The organism is Mycolicibacter heraklionensis, from assembly GCF_019645815.1.
GTDB lineage: Bacteria > Actinomycetota > Actinomycetes > Mycobacteriales > Mycobacteriaceae > Mycobacterium > Mycobacterium heraklionense.
Genome location: NZ_CP080997.1, coordinates 775710 through 794904, shown reverse-complemented (window position 1 = coordinate 794904; position 19195 = coordinate 775710). Strand labels below are relative to the sequence as shown.

The following is a 19195-nucleotide window of genomic DNA, read 5'->3' as shown; positions in this document are numbered from 1 at the left end:
ACGACTGGCTTGTGGCTTGGGCCACTGTAGCGCACAGGTGCGACCCTTATCGGCGGTCCGCCTCAGTCGACAGGTGTCCAATTGCCATGGAAGCCCGTCGGGGCCCGTTGGGGCAGGTGCACGGTGACCACCGACGCACCGGTCGCGGCGTCGATTATCACCCATTGTCCCCCGTTTTCGCCGTGATGGCGGCCCATTCCGATCAGACTGCGGCCGTCCTCGTCGGGAGCCCCACGAGTACGGCGGCTGCCCGGCCCTGAAACAGCAGAAGCCCCCGGGACCTCGCGGGTCCCGGGGGCTTCGACCGTAGAACGAACTACTTGACGGTGACGGTGGCGCCAGCCGCCTCGAGCTTGGCCTTGGCGTCCTCGGCAGCCTCCTTGGCGACCTTCTCCAACAGCGGCTTGGGAGCGCTGTCGACCAGGTCCTTGGCTTCCTTGAGGCCCAGGCCGGACACGACCTCGCGGACCACCTTGATGACGCCGATCTTCTTCTCGCCAGCCGACTCCAGGATGACGTCGAACTCGCTCTGCTCCTCGCCGGCCTCAGCGGCGGCGGGGGCAGCACCCGCGGCGGCGGCCACGGCGACCGGAGCCGCAGCGGTGACGTCGAAGGTCTCCTCGAACTGCTTCACGAACTCAGACAGCTCGAGCAGGGTCATCTCTTTGAAGACGTCGAGCAGCTCTTCGGTGGAAATTTTGGCCATGATTTCGGTCCTTTCTGATTCCGGTTAGGGAAGTTGGGTTGGGGTTGTGCCTAGTTATTCGGCGGCTTCGGCCGGAGCCTCGGCGGTCTCGGCCGGAGCTTCGGTCTCGGCCGGAGCCTCGGCCTCCGCGGGAGCCTCGGCCGGGGCCGCGGCAGCAGGTGCTGCCTCGGCGGGCTTCTTCTCCTGCAGTGCGGCTGCCAGGCGGGCCATCTGCGAAGCCGGGGCGGCGAACAGGCCGGCGGCCTTGGACAGGTTGGCCTTCATGGCGCCAGCCATCTTGGCCAGCAGCACCTCGCGCGACTCCAGGTCGGCGATGCGCTCCACCTCGGCGACGGTCAGCGCGCGACCGTCCATGTAGCCGCCCTTGATGACCAGCGCCTTGTGGTCCTTGGCGAACTTCTTGATGGCCTTGGCGGCGTCGACCGGCTCGCCCTGGACGAACGCGATGGCCGTCGGGCCCGCGAAGAGCTCGTCGAGCCCCTCGACTCCGGCCTCGGCCGCAGCCAGCTTGACCAGCGTGTTCTTCGCCACCGTGTAGGTGGCCGAGCCGCTGAGCGAACGCCGCAGCTCCGCCAGGTTCGCAACCGTCAGACCGCGGTACTCGGTGATCACGGTGGCGGTCGAGTCGTTGAACTGCTCGACGATGTCCGCGACGGCGGCGGTCTTGTCAGCCCGCGCCATGCATACCTCCTCGGTGTCGCTTGTACTTGTTCTCGTACTTGTCTCGGTGACCCACCCGGGAAATAACGAACGCCCCGACGCAGGATGCGGTCGGGGCGTCACAGTGCGTGCCGGCGGGGCCGGTGCCTCGTCCTCCTGCGTGGGCCGCCGGGATGTTCCCGGACCTTCAACCGATTGCTCGGTGACCGACGGTCTTCGGTGGATCGCCACACACCATAGCGTGACGAGGGCCGATCAGCCAAAACGGCGTCCGCCGCTCAGGCGTTCAGCACGCCGGTCACCAGCACCGCGAAGGTGACCGCCAGCAGCGCCACCCGCACCCAGTGCAGCCCGTCCCAGCGGGCCGCCAGCTCGCGGGACACCTCCTCGGTGCCGCGCCAGGCCGCGATGCGGTTGTTGATCGGCACCAACACCAGCACCGACATCAGCACGACGACCACCATCAGGCCCGCCCCGGCACCGATGAGCCACCGCTGCGCACCCGCTACGGCGGCGGCCCCCACCAGCAGCGCGAACGAGGTCAGGTACCAGAACGGCATCACCCGCCCGAGCAGCCGGGCGCCATCAGCGCGGGCGGCCCAGAACGCGTCGTCGGACAGTCGCCCGAGGATCGGGCGCACGAACGCGGCCACCGCGAACTCCGCGCCCACCAGGGTCCCGACCACCAATATCGCGAGAATCTCCACACATTGCTTCACGGCAGTCGACTATGAACGCTATGCTGACAAAAAACAAGGTACTGACAAATTAGTCAGTGTGAGGAGGTGTGGTGGCGGCATCGAAAAACGGTGTCACCGACTGCCCGATCGACGCCGCACTGTCGGTCATCAGCGGTCGCTGGAAGGGCACCATCTTGTGGCGCCTGGCCGACGGGCCGATGCGCACCGCCGAGCTGCGGCGCAGCATCCCGGGCATCACCGAACGGATGCTCATCCGTCATCTGCACGAGCTCGTGGCCGACGGCATCATCGACCGCCACGACGCCGGGACGGTGCCGCCGTGCGTGCACTATTCGATCTCCGAGTACGGGAGGACGCTGACCCCGGTGCTGGCTCAGCTGTGCGATTGGGGCCGTCTGCACCTTTCGCGTTGATGTGATGAAGGGGCGGGGCCTCCGCTCCTTCATCACATCAACGCAGGGTGGCCAGCACGGCCGCCCCCACCAATCCGGCGTCGCCGCCGAGTTCGGCGGGCACCACCCGCAGACCGACCAGGAAGTCCAACCCGGCACGCTCGGCCAGCGCGGTCCGCAGCGGGTCGAACAACAAGGCACCGGAGCGGGCCACTCCCCCGCCGATCACCACCAGATCCAGGTCGCACACCGCCCCCACCGAGGTGAGCATCACCGCCAGCGCGTCGGTGCCGCGCCGAAAAGCCCGCAGCGCCACCGGGTCACCGGCTTCGGCGGCCGCGGCGAGCGCCTTCGCATCGGCCAAAGACCCTTCCGGTGTCCACCCGTTGGCGAGCGCCCAGCGCACCATCGCCGGCCCGGAGGCGACGGTCTCCACGCAGCCGCGGCCACCGCAGCGGCACCGCTCCCCATCGGGGTCGACGACCACGTGCCCGACATGCCCCGCGTTGCCCGTCCGGCCGTGCAACGGCGCGCCATCGACCACCAGTCCGCCGCCCACGCCGGTCGAGACCACCATGCCCAGCATGGACCGGGTGCCGCGCCCGGCGCCGTGCCGGTATTCGCCGAGCGCCATGCAGACGCCGTCGCCGCCCAAGCGGACCGGAACCCCGGGCACTGCGGCGGCCACCCGGTCACGTAGGGCGAACCCGCGCCAGCCCGCAATGTTGACCGGGCTGACGGTTCCGGCGTTGACGTCGATGGGTCCGGCCGAGCCGATGCCGACCGCGTCCACCTGTCCACCCGCCCGTTCCAGGGCGCCGTCGATCAGCTCGGCCACCACCGACCACACCACCTCGGTGCCCTGATCGGCCCGGGTCGGCAGAGTGGCGGTGTAGGTCAGGGATCCGTCGGCGTCGGCCAGCCCGACGGCGATCTTGGTGCCGCCGACATCCAGCGCGAGGATGGCCGCCATCAGTCCACCCCCACCGTGACGGGCGCCAGCACCGCCATTCGCACCGCCGTCGAATAGGCCAGCGCGCCCGCCCCGCCGACCCGGACCAGCGCCCACCAGGTGCCCGGCCGCGCCCATACCGGCGGGGCGATGTCGAAGCTCAGCTCCCGCTGGCCACGCGCCGGCACCACCGCACCCACCGCCGGCGGCCCGGCCCAGTCCCAGGTACCCCAGGGGCTGATCAGATGCGCTTCGACCGCCAAGTCGGCGTGTGCGTCGGTGCCGACCGTGACGGTCAGCTGGGCGGAGCGTCCGGCGGTGACCTCAACCGCGGACGGGTCGTCCACATAGAGCAACCGGTCGGAACCGGGATCGCCGACGCGCACCACCGTGACGTCTTCGACCGGCTGGCGCCATGCCGTCGGCACGTCGCCGGACAGGTCGAGTCGGGCCCGCAGCGGATAAAGCCCCGGGGCGGCAGCGGCCGGAACCGTCACCGCCACCGGGATACGTGTGTGTTCCCCGGCCGCTAATCGCACCGGTTGTTCGGTCGGCGTGATCGCCCAGCCGGCCGGGCACTGCCACGTCACCGCACCGGCCAAGGTCGCGTCGACGCAGTCGCTGGCCACGGTCAGATCCAGCGTCAGGCGTGCGCCCGGATCCGCCTCGGCCCGGTGCGGATGCAGAGCCGGAGTCACCGGCAGGCCGCCGAGGGGCGCCGGGCCGCGATTGTGCAGCCAGTAGCGGGCGTAGAGCGGTTGGGCCGCCTCCGCGTCGGGCGCCAAGGGACTGCCGGCGCCCACCCGCTCGATGCCGAGCCGGGCGGTGACGGTGGCGATCTCGTAGCCGTGCAGCCGGTCCGGGTCCGGGTGCTCGCGGGGCTGTTCCAGCAGATCGGCGCGGCCCACCAGGGTCACCGGGGCCAGGTCGCTGTGCAGCGTGACGGCGGCGTCGGTCCCGTGGGTCTCCACCAACCGCAGCGTGACGGTGTTCGGGTCGACGGGTTGTGCGCTGCCGCGCGCCATCGGGTTGCCCGCCGCCTTGAGCGCCCCCAGGCCCACACCGCCGGCTGGGTCGATGCGCAGCAGCGAGCCGTGTGACGGCAGTGGACCGTCACCCCCGGTCACCGCCACGGCCCGCAGCGGGTCGCCGAACTCCGCGCTGCGCTCGGGGATCGCCGCCCGGCGCCAGTCGCCGTCGCCGGCCACCAGCGCGTATTCGAAGGTGTGCGTCCAGTGCTGCAGTTGGAAGGCGCTGCCGTCCGGGGCGGTGCGACGCGGATCGTCGGTCCAGGCGGCCGACGGCCAGCTGCTGCAGGATCGCAGCAGCGCGGTGTGCAAGGTTCCCGCGGAATCCACGGCGAAACTGGGCGCCCCGCGGTTGATCAGCGCGACGGTGCGCGCCTCGAAGGGCTCCATCTCCGCGTCGACGTCCTGGTCCACCGCGATCTCGGCGTCGGACAGGTCGTCGGCCACCCGTGCGATCTCGGCCACCAACTGGTCATCGTCGCGACCGGCGATCACCAGCACCGGCAGGGCGCGCGGACCGGTGAGGTCGGCGCCGGGAACCCAGACCTCGGTGAGGGGTTTGGCCGCCGGCACCCACACCCGCGCCCGGCCGCGCCGGTCGAGCTGGCGCTGCAGCTCGGCGGCGTAGGCCGGATCGGCGGCGTCCAGCACGGCCCGGGTGAAGGCGTTGCGGTCCGGCCCGCCCAGCGCGATACGGGTGTCGGGCAGGTTGGAGTCGACGTCGAGGTTGCCGTAGCGGGGCCCGTCGGCGTCCGAACAGGTGGCGGTGACCCCGGCGCGCACCAGTGCGACCATCAACTCCCGGACCGGCGAGCCATCGGTGACTACTTCGGCCACCGAGACCGCCCGGCTGCCGTCGCCGACGCTGACCCGGGCCGTCGCGGACAGCCCGAACCAGCGGTTGGCGGGGGTGTCGAGGGTCCGGGGGTACTGCGCGGTGTCCACCGAGCGTCCGCTGGGCTCGTGCAGCAGGCCGAAGCCGCGGCCGATCACGGCGTCGGCCACCTCGGCGACCGGCAGGGCGCCGGGCACCGGGCAGGGCCAGCGCAGTCGCAGCAGGTGGTCGGCGCCGGTGAACCCCTCGATGGTGGTGGTGCAGTCCACCCGGTCCACGCCGTGCCACAGCGTCAGCGTCTGGGTGTAGGTCAGCACCGTGCGGATCCGCCCGGAGACCACCAGCCGCTCCCCCAGCGGTCCGCGGTAGGCCTGCACCGTGACGTCACGGGCCACCGCGGAGGTGAACAGGTTGCCGCTGGGCACCAAATGCCATGGGCCCTCACCGGATTGCGGGTGTTTGGGGTACTCGTCGTAGACGGCGAGCTGGTTGCCCAGGCCTCCCTCGATGATCATTTCGCGGCCCTGGTGGAGCCACGAGGTGATCCCGCCGCCGCGGTCCGGGTCCGCGGTCAGCTGGTGGTGCTCGTTGCTGATCCGGGGAGCGTCCAGCGGTTGCCAGTCGTGGACGTCCGCAGTGGGAATCAGCCGGTAGGCCCGCCAGCCCAGCGACGGCACGCCGCGAGCCAACCAGCTGACCGTGGTGCCGCCGTGCTCGACATGTGCGGGCAGCTCGGCGCCGTCGGTGTCGATCACGCGCGCTCCGCCGGCCAGCGGCGTCTCCAGGTGCAGCGTGACGACGTCGGTGCGATCGGTGGCCACCGGGTTCCACACCACGGCACCTTCGTCGGCGCCCACCAAGCCCGACAGCACCGCCAGCGCGGTGTCGCGGGCGTCGGTGCCCAGCTGCCAGGCGTCGCGCCAGCCGGTCAGCAGGTCCAGGTACACCTGGTCGGCCTCCGAGCCGGTGATGGCGTCATGGTGGGCGCCGTAGGACAGTTGCGCCCACGCTTTGGTCAGCGCCGCCTCCGGGTAGTCCACCCCGGTCAGCGCCGCGGCGAACACCGCAAAGCGCTCCGCGCCCAGGATCGCCTGTTCGGCGGCCCGGTTGGCCTGCTTGGTGTCGATATAGGAGACGTGGCAGCCGGTGTAGATCGGGTTCATGTCGCGGGTCTGCGGGGAGGGAGTCGCACCGCGCTGCTCGAGTTCGGCGCGCACCGCGGCGAAGAACTCACTCGGCAGCGCGCAGACGAACTTCGGCCAGGTGTAGCGGGTGTTCCAGTCCCGGTGGATCTCGGTGATCCAGCGGTTCGGCGGGGTGAAGTCGGTGCCCACCGGCAGCAGCACGTTGCGGGTGGCGGCGACCTTCTTCATCTCGGTGAACAACCGGTAGACGTCGTCTTCGGCGGCGCCCAGGGTCGCATTCGCGTCCATCCACCAGCCGGCCGCGTAGTGCGCCGGCATGTAATGGGTCAACAGACCGCGCCCGGACGGCGCGATCCATTCGAACTCGGATGGGAACTGCATCCGGCGCGGATCGCCGCTATCGGCCATCGGGCCCCACTGGTGAAACGGCCCGCGGGCCCAGGCGCTGGAGGACAGCCCGGCGTCGGCGACCAGCCCGGGGAACTGCGGGTCATGCCCGAAAACGTCGAGCTGCCAGGCTGTCGCCGGGTCAGCGCCCATGATGTCGCGCTGAAAGCCCATGCCGGCCACCAGGTTGCGGATCGTGGTCTCCGCGTCGGTGAGGTTGGTCGACGGCTCGTTGTAGGTGCCGCCCATCACCTCCACCCGGCCCTGCGCCATCAGCCGCCGGAGCTCGGCACGGTCCTGCGGGTGGGTGTCCCAGTACGGCTTGAGGTAGTCCACCTCGGCCAAGACGAACTTGTACTCGGGGTGCTCGCGGGCCCAGTCCAGGTGGCCGCGCACCAGATCGAAGCCGTTGGTCTGCCGGCACGCGCCGAGCGGGTGCTCGGTCCAGGCGCTGGTGTAGTTGGCCTGGGTGTTCCACCACACCGGGTCGTAGTGGAAGTGGCCGACCATGAACATCGTCCAGCCGGGTTCGGCGACGGTGAACGTGAAGCCGGTGCCGTTGACCCGCGCGGCCCGCTGCTGGCCCGGCACCGGGTTCTCGACGGTCACCGGCACCTCGACGACGCCGGCGCCGGGCTCGGCGACGGTTTCCCCGGCCAGACCGTCGCCGTCGATACGCAGCAGTGTCGCCACGTCGGCGTCACGGTAGTCGACCCGAACCAGCTGCAGGGGCGCGTCGGCCGGCCCGACGAACTTCTCGGTCGATTCGACGTCGAGGATCCGCATGGCACAAACCTACGGATGCGCGCCCGCCGCGCGGAGCCTTTCGGCGACCGGCCGTGCCTGGCAGGCTCGGGTCATGCCCGTCTCCAGTGAGGTACTGGCCGATCAACTCGACTGGCATTGGCAGCACCTGCTCCGGCCACGGCTGGACGGTCTGAGCGACGACGAGTACCTGTGGGAACCGGTGCCGGACTGCTGGAGCGTGCGCCGGGACGGAATCGACTTCGCGTTTCCGGCGCCGGAGCCGGCGCCGTTCACCACCATCGCCTGGCGGATGACGCACGTCACCGTCGGCGTGTTCGCGATGCGCAACCAGCACCACTTCGGCGGGCCGCCGGCCGACTACCAGAGCTGGCCGTACGCCCTGGACGCCGCCACCGCGCTGCGCCAACTCGACGATGCCTACGTCCGCTGGATCGCCGGGGTGCGCGGCCTGGACGACGCCGCTCTGGCCCGGCCGATCGGACCGGCCGAGGGTCCGTGGGCCGAGCACACCATGGCCCAGCTCATCCTGCACATCAACCGCGAAGCCATTCACCACGGAGCCGAAATCGGCTGCATCCGCGACCTGTACGCCCACCAAGCCGGCCCGGCCTAGGGCAGACCCGAACGGGGCGTGCCGACGCCGGCGGCGTGCAGATCTTCTACGAGGATTTGGGAAACCCAGACGACCCGGCCGTCTTGCTGATCATGGGGCTGGGGGCGCAGCTGCCGATGTGGCCGGACGGGTTCTGCGCCCTGCTGGTCGACGCCGGCTACCGAGGCGCTGACGGAGAACTTCCGCCGCTGATTTGGCAGACTGCAGCAATGAGTTCGACCCCACCCCGCCAGGTGGCCCAGCTGGACCGGGTGCCGTTGCCGGTTGAGGCGGCCCGCGTCGGCGCGACCGGCTGGCAGCTCACCCGCGCCGCCACCCGAGTCTTCACCCGGCTGCTCGGGCCGGGGCCGATCCAGCAGAAGGTGATCCGCGAGCTGCCGCAGACGTTCGCCGACCTGGGCCCCACCTACGTCAAATTCGGCCAGATCATCGCCTCGAGCCCCGGCGCGTTCGGCGAACCGCTGTCCCGGGAATTCCGCGGCCTGCTCGACTCCGTCCCGCCGGCCGACCCGGACGCGGTGCACGAACTGTTCGTCGAGGAACTGGGCGCCGCACCGCAGGAGCTGTTCGCGAAGTTCGACGAGACCCCCATCGCGTCGGCTTCGATCGCCCAGGTGCACTTCGCCACCCTGCACAGCGGCGAGGAGGTCGTGGTCAAGATCCAGCGGCCGGGCATCCGCCGCCGGGTCGCGGCCGACCTGCAGATCCTCAAACGGTTCGCGCAGCTCGTCGAGCTGGCCAAGCTGGGCCGCCGGCTGTCGGCCGGCGACGTGGTCGCCGACTTCGCCGACAACCTCGCCGAGGAGCTGGACTTCCGCATCGAGGGCCAGTCGATGCAGACCTGGGTGTCGCACCTGCACGCCTCGCCGCTGGGCCGCAACATCAAGGTGCCCGACGTGCACTGGGACTTCACCAGCGAGCGGGTGCTGACGATGGAGCGCGTGTCCGGCATTCGCATCGACGACGCCCCCGCCATCCGCAAAGCCGGTTTCGACGGCGTGGAGCTGGTCAAGGCGTTGCTGTTCTCCACCTTCGAGGGCGGACTGCGGCACGGGTTGTTCCACGGCGACCTGCACGCCGGCAATCTGCTGGTGGACGACGAGGGCCGGGTGGTGTTCCTGGACTTCGGCATCATGGGCCGCATCGACCCGCGCACCCGTTGGCTGCTGCGCGAGCTGGTCTACGCGCTGCTGGTCAAGAAGGACCACGCCGCGGCCGGCAAGATCGTGGTGCTGATGGGCGCGGTGGGCACCGTCAAACCCGAGGGCCAGGCCGCCAAGGACCTCGAGGCTTTCGCCACCCCGCTGACCATGAAGTCGCTGGGCGACATGTCGTATGCCGAGATCGGCAAGCAGCTCGGGGCGCTGGCCGATGCCTATGACGTCAAGCTGCCGCGCGAGCTGGTGCTCATCGGCAAGCAGTTCCTCTACGTGGAGCGCTACATGAAACTGCTGGCACCGCGCTGGCAGATGATGTCCGATCCGCAGCTGACCGGCTACTTCGCCAACTTCATGGTCGACGTCAGCCGCGAGCACAAAGACAACGACGACAACCCGGGAGTTTGACCGTGGTGGAGATACGCAGCGGCACGGCCCGCTCGGGCGACCTGGAGATCTTCTACGAAGACCTGGGAAGTCCCGAGGATCCCCCGGTGCTGCTGGTGATGGGACTGGGCGCCCAGCTGCTGCTGTGGCGCACCGGGTTCTGCGAGAAGCTGGTCGCTCAGGGCCTGCGGGTGATCCGGTACGACAACCGGGACGTCGGCTTGTCCAGCAAGCTGGGCCGCGACCACTCCCGCGGCGCCCTGGTCCCGCGCATGGCGCGGTTCTGGCTGGGTAAGCCCAGCCCGGCCGTCTACACCCTGGAGGACATGGCCGATGACGCTGCCGCCCTGCTGGATCACTTGGGAATCGAGCAGACACACGTCGTCGGCGCTTCGATGGGCGGCATGATCGCGCAGGTGTTCGCCGCACGGTTCGCGGCCCGGACCCGTTCGCTGGGCGTCATCTTCTCCAGCAACAACCGGCGTTTCCTTCCGCCGCCGGCCCCGCGGGCGCTGATGGCGCTGCTGACCGGACCGTCACCGGACTCCCCGCGCGAGGTGATCATCGACAACGCGGTGCGGGCCAGCCGGATCATCGGCAGCCCCCGCTACCCGGCGCCGGAAGACCAGCTACGGGCCAACATCGTCGAGGCCTACGAGCGCAGCTACTACCCCTGGGGCATCGCCCGGCAGTTCGGCGCCATCCTGGCCAGCGGCAGCCTGGCCGAATACAACCGGCTGATCACCGCACCGACCGTGGTCATCCACGGCTTGGCCGACAAGCTGATGCGCCCTTCGGGGGGACGGGCGGTGGCCGATGCCATCGACCGCGCCCGCCTGGTGCTGTTCGAAGGTATGGGCCACGACCTGCCCGAAGAGCTGTGGGACCCGGTGATCAGCGAGCTGACCACGACGTTTGCCGCCGCGAGATAACCACTCGCGCTGGCCGGTCGGGGCCGCTCGGTGGCCTAAGCCACACCGAAGTGCTCATAACAGACCGGCAACGGTAGTCTGTGCACACTCTCCCCCCAATTTAGAGAAGATCGCGAGTGAACTGAGCCATGCCCAAGCTGGAACCGAAGTACGAGGAACTGCAGTCGATCTACGACATCTCCAACGAGTTCTACGAGCTGTTCCTAGGTCCGACAATGGGCTACACCTGCGGGTTCTACCCGGACAAGGACACCACCTGCGACGAGGCGCAGATCGCCAAGTTCGACTTGGCGCTGGGCAAGCTGGGCCTGGAGCCCGGCATGACGCTGCTGGACATCGGCTGCGGTTGGGGTGCCTGCATGCAGCGCGCGCTGGAGAAGTACGACGTCAACGTCATCGGGCTCACCCTCAGTGGTGAGCAGCGCCAGTACGCCATCGACAAGCTGTCGAAGGTGGACACCAACCGCAACGTCGAGGTGCGGCTGCAGGGGTGGGAGGAGTTCACCGACAAGGTGGACCGGATCGTGTCGATCGGCGCGTTCGAGCACTTCGGCCGCGACCGCTGGGCGGACTTCTTCGACATCACCTACAACGCACTGCCCGACGACGGTCGGATGCTGCTGCACACCATCACCGCGATCAGCGGGCAGGACGAGGCGCAGGCCAAGGGCATTCCGATGACGATGTCGCTGGCCAAGTTCACGCTGTTCATCATGCGGGAGATCTTCCCCGGCGGGCAGCTTCCCTCGGCGTGGTTGCCCCGCCAGTACGCCGCCGACGCCGGTTTCACCGTGACCCGCGACGACGAGATCGGGCCGCACTACGCACGCACCCTTCAGGACTGGGCGGCGATGTTGGCGGCCAATAAGGAGCGGGCGATCGAGGTGCAGGGCCAAGAGGCATACGACCGTTTCGACAAGTACCTCAACGGCTGCGTGGAGCTGTTCCGCAACGGCAACACCAGCGTTCACCAGTACACGCTGCAGAAATAGTGGAGAACGGGCCTGCCGCGGGTTCCGGCTTGGCTACATTTCACGTCAACCGATTCACCCCCGACCCGCTAAGCTGCAACAGTTGACCGGCACGTGCGACGCCCCAGACCACATGTCCGGTCGCAGCGGGTTTCATCAGGAAGGCAATCAGTCACAGATGGTGGACAAAGCGACACGCACCTCGGGGATGCGTCCGAAATTCGAGAATATCCAGGCCCACTACGACCTGTCCGATGACTTCTTCGCACTGTTCCAGGACCCCAGCCGGACGTACAGCTGTGCGTACTTCGAGCCGCCGGACATCAGTCTGGAGGAGGCCCAGGTCGCCAAGCTCGACCTGAACCTGGACAAGCTGGACCTGCGGCCGGGGATGACTCTGCTGGACATCGGTTGCGGCTGGGGCGCGACCATGAAGCGCGCCGTGGAGAAGTACGACGTCAACGTGATCGGCCTGACCTTGTCGAAGAACCAGCACGCCTACTCCCAGGAGCTGCTGGATGCCATCGACACCGACCGGTCACGGCGGGTCCTGCTGCAGGGCTGGGAAGAGTTTCACGAGCCGGTGGACCGGATCGTCTCGATCGAGGCTTTCGAGCACTTCGGCTTCGAGAACTACGACGACTTCTTCAAGAACTGCTACGAGATCATGCCGGCCGACGGCCGGATGGCCATCCAGAGCAGCGTCAGCTTCCACCCTTATGAGCTCAACGCGCGCGGCAAGAAGCTGACGTTCGAGACCGCGCGGTTCATCAAGTTCATCCTCACCGAGATCTTCCCGGGCGGCCGACTGCCGACCACCCAGATGATGGTCGACCACGGCGAGAAGGCCGGTTTCACTGTGCCCGAAGCGCTTTCGCTGCGGCCGCACTACATCAAGACCCTCAAGATCTGGGGCGACGCCCTGGAAGCTCACCACGACGAGGCCGTCGCGATCCAGTCCGAAGAGGTCTACGAGCGTTACATGAAATACCTGCGCGGCTGCGAGTACTACTTCACCGACGAGAGCCTGGACGTCAGTCTGGTCACCTACGTCAAGCAAGCCGCCTGACTCAAGGTCACGGCCACAGAAAAGCCCCCGTCACGCGCTAGCGTGCGGGGGCTTTTCGGTGTGTCCTATTCGGCCGCGAAGTTGCGGGTGACGGTCGGGTCCACCGGAATGCCGGGGCCGGTCGTCGTCGAAATGGTGACCTTCTTGAGGTAACGGCCCTTGGACGACGACGGCTTGAGCCGCAGCACCTCGTCGAGGGCGGCGCCGTAGTTCTCCGCCAGCTTTGCCTCTTCGAACGACGCCTTGCCGATGACGAAGTGCAGGTTGGCCTGCTTGTCGACACGGAAGTTGATCTTGCCGCCCTTGATGTCGGAGACGGCCTTGGCGACGTCGGGGGTGACGGTGCCGGTCTTGGGGTTGGGCATCAGGCCACGCGGACCCAGGACCCGAGCGATGCGGCCCACCTTGGCCATCTGGTCGGGGGTGGCGATCGCGGCGTCGAAGTCGAGGAAACCACCCTGGATCTCCTCGATCAGGTCGTCGCTGCCGACCACGTCGGCGCCGGCGGCGATGGCCTGCTCGGCCTTCTCGCCGACCGCGAATACCGCCACGCGGGCGGTCTTACCGGTGCCGTGGGGCAGGTTGACGGTGCCGCGGACCATCTGGTCGGCCTTGCGCGGGTCGACACCGAGCCGGATGGCGACCTCGACGGTGGCGTCCTGCTTGGTCGAGGACGTCTCCTTGGCGAGTTTGGCCGCCTGCAGCGGGCTGTAGAGGTTGTCGCGGTCCACCTTCTCGGCGGCGGCGCGGTAGGCCTTGCTGGTCTTGCTCATTGGTTATCCAATCTCGTGGTTGGTTGTGGTCTGCGGGCCGAAGCTGGCCCTCCCACGCTTTCCTTGCGTTGAGTCTGCGTTCACGGCGGTGCTCACTCGCACTTTTGCGCCGTCAGCGCAGGATCAACAGCTACTACTCGACGGTGATTCCCATGGAGCGGGCGGTACCGGCGATGATCTTGGCTCCGGCCTCGATGTCGTTGGCGTTGAGGTCGGCCTTCTTGGTCTCGGCGATCTCGCGCACCTGGTCCCAGGTCACCTTGGCGACCTTGGTCTTGTGCGGCTCGGCCGAACCCTTGGCGATACCGGCGGCCTTGAGCAGCAGCCGCGCCGCGGGCGGGGTCTTGAGCGCAAAGGTGAAGCTGCGGTCCTCGTAGACGGTGATCTCCACGGGGATGACGTTGCCGCGCTGGCTTTCCGTCGCGGCGTTGTACGCCTTGCAGAACTCCATGATGTTCACGCCGTGCTGACCGAGCGCGGGGCCGACCGGCGGCGCTGGGTTGGCCTCGCCGGCCTTGATCTGGAGCTTGATCAGCCCGGCGACCTTCTTCTTCGGGGCCATGAGTGGGGTGTTCCTTTCCTACGTACTAAATCTTGGAGACCTGGTTAAAGGCCAGTTCCACTGGTGTCTCGCGACCGAAGATCGACACCAGCACCTTGAGCTTCTGCTGCTCGGCGTTGACCTCGCTGATCGAGGCGGGCAGCGTGGCGAACGGACCGTCCATGACGGTGACCGACTCGCCGACCTCGTAGTCGACCTCGATGACCGGCCGCTCCAGACCGCCCTCGGAGGCCGCCGCGGCGGTGCTCGCCGTGCCACGCGCCTGCTTCTTGGCCGCACCCTGCGGCAGCAGGAACTTGACCACGTCGTCCAGCGGCAGGGAGGTCGGCCGCGAAGTGGCGCCGACGAACCCGGTGACGCCGGGGGTGTTGCGCACCGCCGACCAGGAGTCGTCGGTGAGGTCCATCCGAACCAGGATGTAGCCCGGCAGCACCTTGCGGTTGACCTGCTTGCGCTGGCCGTTCTTGATCTCGGTGACCTCTTCGGTGGGCACTTCCACCTGGAAGATGTAGTCGCCGACGTCGAGGTTCTGCACGCGGGTCTCGAGGTTGGCTTTCACCTTGTTCTCGTAACCGGCGTAGGAGTGGATGACGTACCAGTCGCCCGGCTTGGAGCGCAGTTCGGCTTTCAGCGCCACCGCGGGGTCGAGTTCCTCGGCCGGCTCCTCCTGGGCCGCCTCAGGGGCTTCAGTGGCCTCAGCCTCGGCGGACTCGGTGGCCTCCACCGCGGAGTCCTCAGCGGGAACCTCAGCGGCCTCCGCCACGTCGACCGGCTCGCCCGCGGGCGTGTCGCCGTCGAAGGTAGTCACGGTTGTCAGTCCTTCCTATAACTTCACTCGCCGAACACCAGCAGCACCAGCCGGGCGAATCCGAAGTCTGCCCCGGCGACCAATGCCACCATGAAGACCAGGAACGCCAGCACCACTGCGGTGTAGGTGACCATCTGCTTGCGGTTCGGCCAGATCACCTTGCGAAGTTCGCCGACGACCTGCTTGAGGAAGTTCAGTACGAAGACGAACGGGTTGCGCGAGGGCCCTTCAGCCTTCTTCTTGGCCTTCTTCTTGGCCTTCGCAGCGTCCGCGGCGTCTTCGGCGTCCAATTCGATGGCAGTCGAGTCCTCGTCGCCTGCACCACGACGCCGCGAACGCTTGCCGGTGGGCCGCAGCGGGTCGCCGACCTGCCTGCTCACCACGGCCGTGCGACTGCTGCGGCCGGATTCGGCATCGCTGTCGCCGTCGGCTGCGGCGTCGGGACGGTCGAGCTCGTCGGTCACCGCATGCTCCTTCGTTGTTCGCGCTTACCTCATTGCCGTACCGCGCATGGTGTCCAGTGTCCACCATGGCACGTCAGCAGGGGCGACAGGACTTGAACCTGCAACCTGCGGTTTTGGAGACCGCTGCTCTGCCAGTTGAGCTACGCCCCTTCGCGGTTGGCGCACCAACCTGCGGGTTCGGAAGCTTCACCTGTGCGCCGTCTCCGGCTCACACAATTCGCGCGCCCCCCGGAATCACGGAAAGCGCGCTAATGCTGGGAAAACCCCGAAGTCCGAGTGTACCTCGCCGCTATGGCCAGTTACTAATCAGGCTGTTCGGCGAGGCTCACCGGAGTCGGCCCGCAGGGACGGCGGAGGTGAGCGGAAGCCGGGACTGCCTCATGGATCAGGCTGTTCGGACGACCTGACCCGATTCGGCGTCCCACCTGAGGTTGACCGAATCGTCTCCTTCGTGGCCCATCATCGTGGTGAACGCCTCGAGCACCACGTCGCCGTCCTGGTTGGTCAAGATGTTGCGGGTCGTGACGATGTCAGCACCGAAACGCTCGTTGACCGAGGCGATCTCCATCCGGGCGTAGAGCGTGTCGCCGGCCTTGATCGGCTTGAGGTAGGTGAAGCCCTGGTCGACCTGGACCATCTGCATGGTGGTGTAGCCGGTGTCAACGTGCCGGAAGAAGTCGGACTGCACCAGCTTGGCCAGGATCGCCACAAAGGTGAGCGGCGCCAGCAGCGCGTCGTGGCCCAGTTTGGCCGCCTCTGCCTCATCGAAATAGGCCGGGTCCTCGGCCTTGATGGCCCGGGCGAACTCGCGGATCTTCTCGCGGCCCACCACGAACGACTCCGGGTAACGCCAGATCATGCCCCGGATATCGGTTTTGATCGCCATCGCTGCGCGTCCCTACGCCAGCTTGGCCGAAGCGACCGCCCGCCCGAAGATCTTCTTGCCACCGGTGGTGGCGGTGAGCGCAATGGTCACCGTCTTCGATTCGGGGTCGACGGACTTCACCCGGCCACTGAAGGTGATCTCAGCGCCCTTGCCGTCGTTGGGCACCGGCACCACGGAGGTGAAACGCACGTTGTACTCGGTCACCGCGCCCGGGTCACCCACCCAGGACGTGACGTAACCACCGCCGAGACCCATGGTCAGCATGCCGTGGGCGATAGCGGTGTCCAGGCCCACCTGCTGGGCGATCTCGTCGTCCCAGTGGATCGGGTTGAGGTCGCCGGACACACCGGCGTAGTTGACCAGGTCCTGCCGCGACAGCGGGATGACCCGCTCGGGCAGCTGATCGCCGACCTTGACCGAACTGAACTCACGCAACGCCATCGGTGAAACCCTTGTCTCCCTCGCCGGCGCGACCCGCCAACGTCGTATATGTCTTCTGCACGATTTCGCCGGCGTGGTTGGTGACCACCTGTTGGGTCACGATGATGTCGGTGCCGTGTGCGCGGCGAACGGATTCGACCGACACGTCACAGTACAGCCGGTCGCCTTCCTTGATCGCCCGGTAATACTCGATCTTCTGGTCGACCTGGACGATCTGAGCGTCGTCGGTGGTGACCCCGCAATGGTCGAAGAAACCCGAAATCGCCATGTGCCCGAACACCGAGATGAAGGTCAGCGAGGCCACCAGCCCGTCGTAGCCGAGGTCAGCTGCCGCGCGCAGGTCGAGGCTGGCCGGGTCCACCGCCTTGACTGCGCGCGCGTACTCGCGGATCTTCTCCCGCTCGACCTCGTAGTAGTCGGGATAGCGATACTGCGCCCCGGCGAGACGATCTGCCAACGACACGGATCGGCCTGACTTAGCGAGATTCGCGGTGCGACTCGTGCTTGCCGCAGTTGGGGCAGAATTTCTTCAGCTCCAGCCGGTCGGGGTCGTTACGGCGGTTCTTCTTGGTGATGTAGTTGCGGTGCTTGCACACCTCACAGGCCAAGGTGATCTTCGGCCGCACATCAGTACTGGAGGCCACGTCTGTCGTCCTTCTTCACATGTCGTATTGCTTGCAGTAGCGGTGGGGAGGCTCGATCTCCCGACCTCACGATTATGAGTCGTGCGCTCTAACCAGCTGAGCTACACCGCCCCGATCGGCGCTAGTCGGCGCACCGACTGGCGTCCACCGAGCCCCCTAACGGAATCGAACCGTTGACCTTTTCCTTACCATGGAAACGCTCTGCCGACTGAGCTAAGGGGGCCTTCACCTACAGCGACCCGTTCGGGCGCTGCAAGCCTGTAGAAGGTTACAACCTCGCCCACGAGGTCACCAAACCGCGATGACAGACGCCGCCGAAAGTAACTGCTTTAGTCTGGAGGGCGTGCCCGAATCCGACCGGCTGTATTTCCGCCAGCTGCTCTCCGGACGCGATTTCGCGGCCGGCGACCCGATGGCCGCCCAGATGCGCAACTTCGCCTACCTGATCGGCGACCGGCAGACCGGCGACGCCGTGGTGGTCGACCCGGCCTATGCCGCAGGTGATCTGCTCGACGCGCTCGAGGCCGACGGTATGCACCTGTCCGGCGTGCTGGTCACCCATCACCACCCCGATCACGTCGGCGGCAAGATGATGGGCTTCGAGCTCAAAGGGCTGGCCGAGCTGCTGGAGCGAGTCAGCGTTCCGGTGCACGTGAATGCCCATGAAGCACAGTGGGTTTCGCGGGTGACTGAAATTCCGATGACCGACCTGACCGCGCATGATCACGGCGACAGGGTCAGCGTCGGCGACATCGACATCGAGCTGCTGCATACGCCCGGTCACACGCCGGGCAGCCAGTGCTTCCTGCTGGACGGTCGGCTGGTCGCCGGCGACACGTTGTTCCTGGATGGCTGCGGCCGAACCGACTTCCCGGGCGGGGACTCCGACGAGATGTACCGCAGCCTGCAGCAGTTGGCGGCACTGCCGGGCGACCCGACGGTGTTCCCCGGTCACTGGTATTCGGCCGACACGAGCGCGGCGCTTTCCGAAGTCAAGCGGTCCAACTATGTATTCAGCGCCGGAAGCCTGGACCGGTGGCGCATGCTGATGGGCGGATGAGGGGATAGCTGATGGGATCAGTTGAGGACCGCTTGTACGACGTCGCGCACGCGGGCGCGGATGCCTGGCTGGCGTGGGCCGCGTGGCTGGCCATCGGCATCACCGTGCTGGCACTGCTCTATCTGAACCGTCAACTGCAGCGCAACCGCCGGTTGGCCGCCGAGCAGACCCGCCCGCACGTGGCGATGTTCATGGAGCCGCACGCCGCCGATTGGCACGTCATCGAGCTGGTGGTCCGCAACTTCGGCAAGACCGCCGCCTATGACATCCGGTTTTCGTTCGACCAGCCCCCCACGGTGGCCCGCTACGAAACCGCCTCGGACGGCTACGCCGACGTGGTCGCGCTGCAGCTGCCCGAAGAACTGACGGTGCTGGCGCCGAACCAGGAGTGGCGCACCGTGTGGGACTCGGCGATCGACCGGGCCGAGCTCGGCGAGGGCATCGAGTCGAGGTTCACCGGGACGATCAGCTACGCCGACAGCCCCGACGAGCCGAAGGGCTGGTTCGGGCGGCGGGGCAAGCAACCTCGGTATGAGAACAAGGTGGTCCTCGACTGGGGAGACCTGCCCCCGGTGCGGCGCGTGGAGTTGATGACGACGCACGACCTGGCCAAGCGGGAGAAGCAGAAGCTGGAGCTGCTGCGCAGTCTGCTCAGCTACTTCCACTACGCCAGCAAAGAGACCCGCCCGGACGTGTTCCGCGGCGAGATCGAGCGGATCAACGGGGCCGCCCGCGAGATCCAGGATCGGTTGCGCGGCCGCGAGCAGCTGGAGGCCTCCGGCAATACCGACATCACGGTGCGGCTCGGCGACGCCAGCGCTGAGCTGGGCAAGCACCGCAGCTGAGCCGCCGCA

At 67.8% G+C, this 19195-nt stretch carries 21 protein-coding genes, 3 tRNA genes and 1 pseudogene; 8 read left to right on the top strand and 17 right to left on the bottom strand.

All coding sequences use genetic code 11. The features are described from left to right. Positions 1-62 precede the first annotated feature (62 nt). The 4 genes and pseudogenes from K3U94_RS03795 to K3U94_RS03780 all read right to left on the bottom strand — a co-directional run. A pseudogene (locus K3U94_RS03795) lies at positions 63-218 on the bottom strand (carotenoid oxygenase family protein); the annotation flags it as partial. 98 nt (positions 219-316) lie between these two features. Further along, positions 317-706, bottom strand: a complete 390-nt coding sequence (gene rplL / locus K3U94_RS03790; RefSeq protein ID WP_047317613.1) for a 50S ribosomal protein L7/L12 — start codon at positions 704-706, stop codon at positions 317-319. Between the two features lie 54 nt (positions 707-760). After that, complete coding sequence (gene rplJ, locus K3U94_RS03785) at positions 761-1387, bottom strand: 50S ribosomal protein L10 (protein ID WP_220695625.1); 627 nt, start codon at positions 1385-1387, stop codon at positions 761-763. Between the two features lie 257 nt (positions 1388-1644). Then, positions 1645-2085: an anthrone oxygenase family protein gene (locus tag K3U94_RS03780; protein WP_047317615.1), complete on the bottom strand. Its 441-nt coding sequence runs from the start codon at positions 2083-2085 to the stop codon at positions 1645-1647. Positions 2086-2156: 71 nt separating this feature from the next. On the opposite strand from K3U94_RS03780, the gene K3U94_RS03775 reads away from it, so the two are divergent. Then, positions 2157-2480: a winged helix-turn-helix transcriptional regulator gene (locus K3U94_RS03775; protein ID WP_047317748.1), complete on the top strand. Its 324-nt coding sequence runs from the start codon at positions 2157-2159 to the stop codon at positions 2478-2480. Between the two features lie 37 nt (positions 2481-2517). Here K3U94_RS03775 and K3U94_RS03770 read toward each other — a convergent pair whose 3' ends face one another. Beyond that, on the bottom strand, positions 2518-3432 hold the full coding sequence (locus K3U94_RS03770; RefSeq protein ID WP_220695624.1) for an ROK family protein: 915 nt from the start codon (positions 3430-3432) through the stop codon (positions 2518-2520). Next, the gene (locus K3U94_RS03765; RefSeq protein WP_220695623.1) at positions 3432-7592 is read right to left on the bottom strand and encodes a glycoside hydrolase family 38 N-terminal domain-containing protein; all 4161 of its coding nucleotides are present in this window, start codon (positions 7590-7592) and stop codon (positions 3432-3434) included. Before K3U94_RS03765 ends, K3U94_RS03770 begins: the two co-directional genes overlap by 1 nt. A gap of 73 nt (positions 7593-7665) precedes the next feature. On the opposite strand from K3U94_RS03765, the gene K3U94_RS03760 reads away from it, so the two are divergent. The 5 genes from K3U94_RS03760 (at position 7666) to K3U94_RS03740 (ending at position 12703) form a co-directional block, all read left to right on the top strand. Beyond that, on the top strand, positions 7666-8187 hold the full coding sequence (locus tag K3U94_RS03760) for a DinB family protein (RefSeq protein ID WP_220695622.1): 522 nt from the start codon (positions 7666-7668) through the stop codon (positions 8185-8187). Positions 8188-8396: 209 nt separating this feature from the next. Continuing rightward, positions 8397-9752, top strand: a complete 1356-nt coding sequence (locus K3U94_RS03755; RefSeq protein WP_220696656.1) for an ABC1 kinase family protein — start codon at positions 8397-8399, stop codon at positions 9750-9752. Positions 9753-9754: 2 nt separating this feature from the next. Further along, positions 9755-10663: an alpha/beta fold hydrolase gene (locus K3U94_RS03750; protein WP_275564542.1), complete on the top strand. Its 909-nt coding sequence runs from the start codon at positions 9755-9757 to the stop codon at positions 10661-10663. 128 nt (positions 10664-10791) lie between these two features. After that, positions 10792-11655, top strand: coding sequence for a cyclopropane mycolic acid synthase family methyltransferase (locus K3U94_RS03745; protein ID WP_220695621.1), 864 nt, complete (start codon positions 10792-10794; stop codon positions 11653-11655). Between the two features lie 157 nt (positions 11656-11812). Further along, positions 11813-12703 (top strand): cyclopropane mycolic acid synthase family methyltransferase, encoded by an 891-nt coding sequence (locus K3U94_RS03740; RefSeq protein ID WP_047317753.1) that lies wholly within the window; start codon positions 11813-11815, stop codon positions 12701-12703. A gap of 65 nt (positions 12704-12768) precedes the next feature. On the opposite strand, the gene rplA is transcribed toward K3U94_RS03740, so the two are convergent. From rplA to K3U94_RS03685, 11 genes are all read right to left on the bottom strand, one after another. Then, positions 12769-13476: a 50S ribosomal protein L1 gene (gene rplA, locus K3U94_RS03735; protein WP_220695620.1), complete on the bottom strand. Its 708-nt coding sequence runs from the start codon at positions 13474-13476 to the stop codon at positions 12769-12771. Positions 13477-13609: 133 nt separating this feature from the next. Further along, entirely contained in the window at positions 13610-14038 is a 429-nt protein-coding gene (gene rplK / locus K3U94_RS03730; protein ID WP_047320946.1) for a 50S ribosomal protein L11, read from the bottom strand. Positions 14039-14063: 25 nt separating this feature from the next. After that, positions 14064-14846, bottom strand: coding sequence for a transcription termination/antitermination protein NusG (nusG, locus tag K3U94_RS03725; protein ID WP_220695619.1), 783 nt, complete (start codon positions 14844-14846; stop codon positions 14064-14066). A 23-nt stretch (positions 14847-14869) separates the two neighbouring features. Beyond that, complete coding sequence (gene secE, locus K3U94_RS03720) at positions 14870-15310, bottom strand: preprotein translocase subunit SecE (protein ID WP_047320944.1); 441 nt, start codon at positions 15308-15310, stop codon at positions 14870-14872. Positions 15311-15387: 77 nt separating this feature from the next. Then, positions 15388-15460 (bottom strand) — tRNA-Trp (locus K3U94_RS03715). 235 nt (positions 15461-15695) lie between these two features. Beyond that, positions 15696-16196 carry a (3R)-hydroxyacyl-ACP dehydratase subunit HadC gene (gene hadC / locus K3U94_RS03710; RefSeq protein ID WP_220695618.1) on the bottom strand — a complete coding sequence of 167 codons (501 nt, stop codon included), beginning with the start codon at positions 16194-16196 and terminating at the stop codon, positions 15696-15698. A 12-nt stretch (positions 16197-16208) separates the two neighbouring features. Continuing rightward, positions 16209-16637, bottom strand: a complete 429-nt coding sequence (gene hadB, locus K3U94_RS03705; RefSeq protein WP_047320942.1) for a (3R)-hydroxyacyl-ACP dehydratase subunit HadB — start codon at positions 16635-16637, stop codon at positions 16209-16211. Continuing rightward, the gene (gene hadA, locus K3U94_RS03700; protein ID WP_047320941.1) at positions 16624-17100 is read right to left on the bottom strand and encodes a (3R)-hydroxyacyl-ACP dehydratase subunit HadA; all 477 of its coding nucleotides are present in this window, start codon (positions 17098-17100) and stop codon (positions 16624-16626) included. Before hadA ends, hadB begins: the two co-directional genes overlap by 14 nt. Positions 17101-17113: 13 nt before the next feature. Next, a complete protein-coding gene (gene rpmG / locus K3U94_RS03695) occupies positions 17114-17281 on the bottom strand; it encodes a 50S ribosomal protein L33 (protein WP_024440978.1) in 168 nt (55 codons plus the stop codon). Positions 17282-17318: 37 nt separating this feature from the next. Beyond that, a tRNA-Met gene (locus tag K3U94_RS03690) sits at positions 17319-17392 on the bottom strand. A gap of 39 nt (positions 17393-17431) precedes the next feature. Further along, positions 17432-17504 (bottom strand) — tRNA-Thr (locus K3U94_RS03685). Positions 17505-17624: 120 nt separating this feature from the next. Between K3U94_RS03685 and K3U94_RS03680 the strand changes: the two genes are divergently transcribed. Together K3U94_RS03680 and K3U94_RS03675 are read left to right on the top strand one after the other, a co-directional pair. Beyond that, positions 17625-18341 (top strand): MBL fold metallo-hydrolase, encoded by a 717-nt coding sequence (locus K3U94_RS03680; RefSeq protein WP_230987382.1) that lies wholly within the window; start codon positions 17625-17627, stop codon positions 18339-18341. 11 nt (positions 18342-18352) lie between these two features. Next, positions 18353-19186: a DUF8453 domain-containing protein gene (locus K3U94_RS03675; RefSeq protein ID WP_047320939.1), complete on the top strand. Its 834-nt coding sequence runs from the start codon at positions 18353-18355 to the stop codon at positions 19184-19186. The last annotated feature ends 9 nt before the right edge of the window (positions 19187-19195 follow it).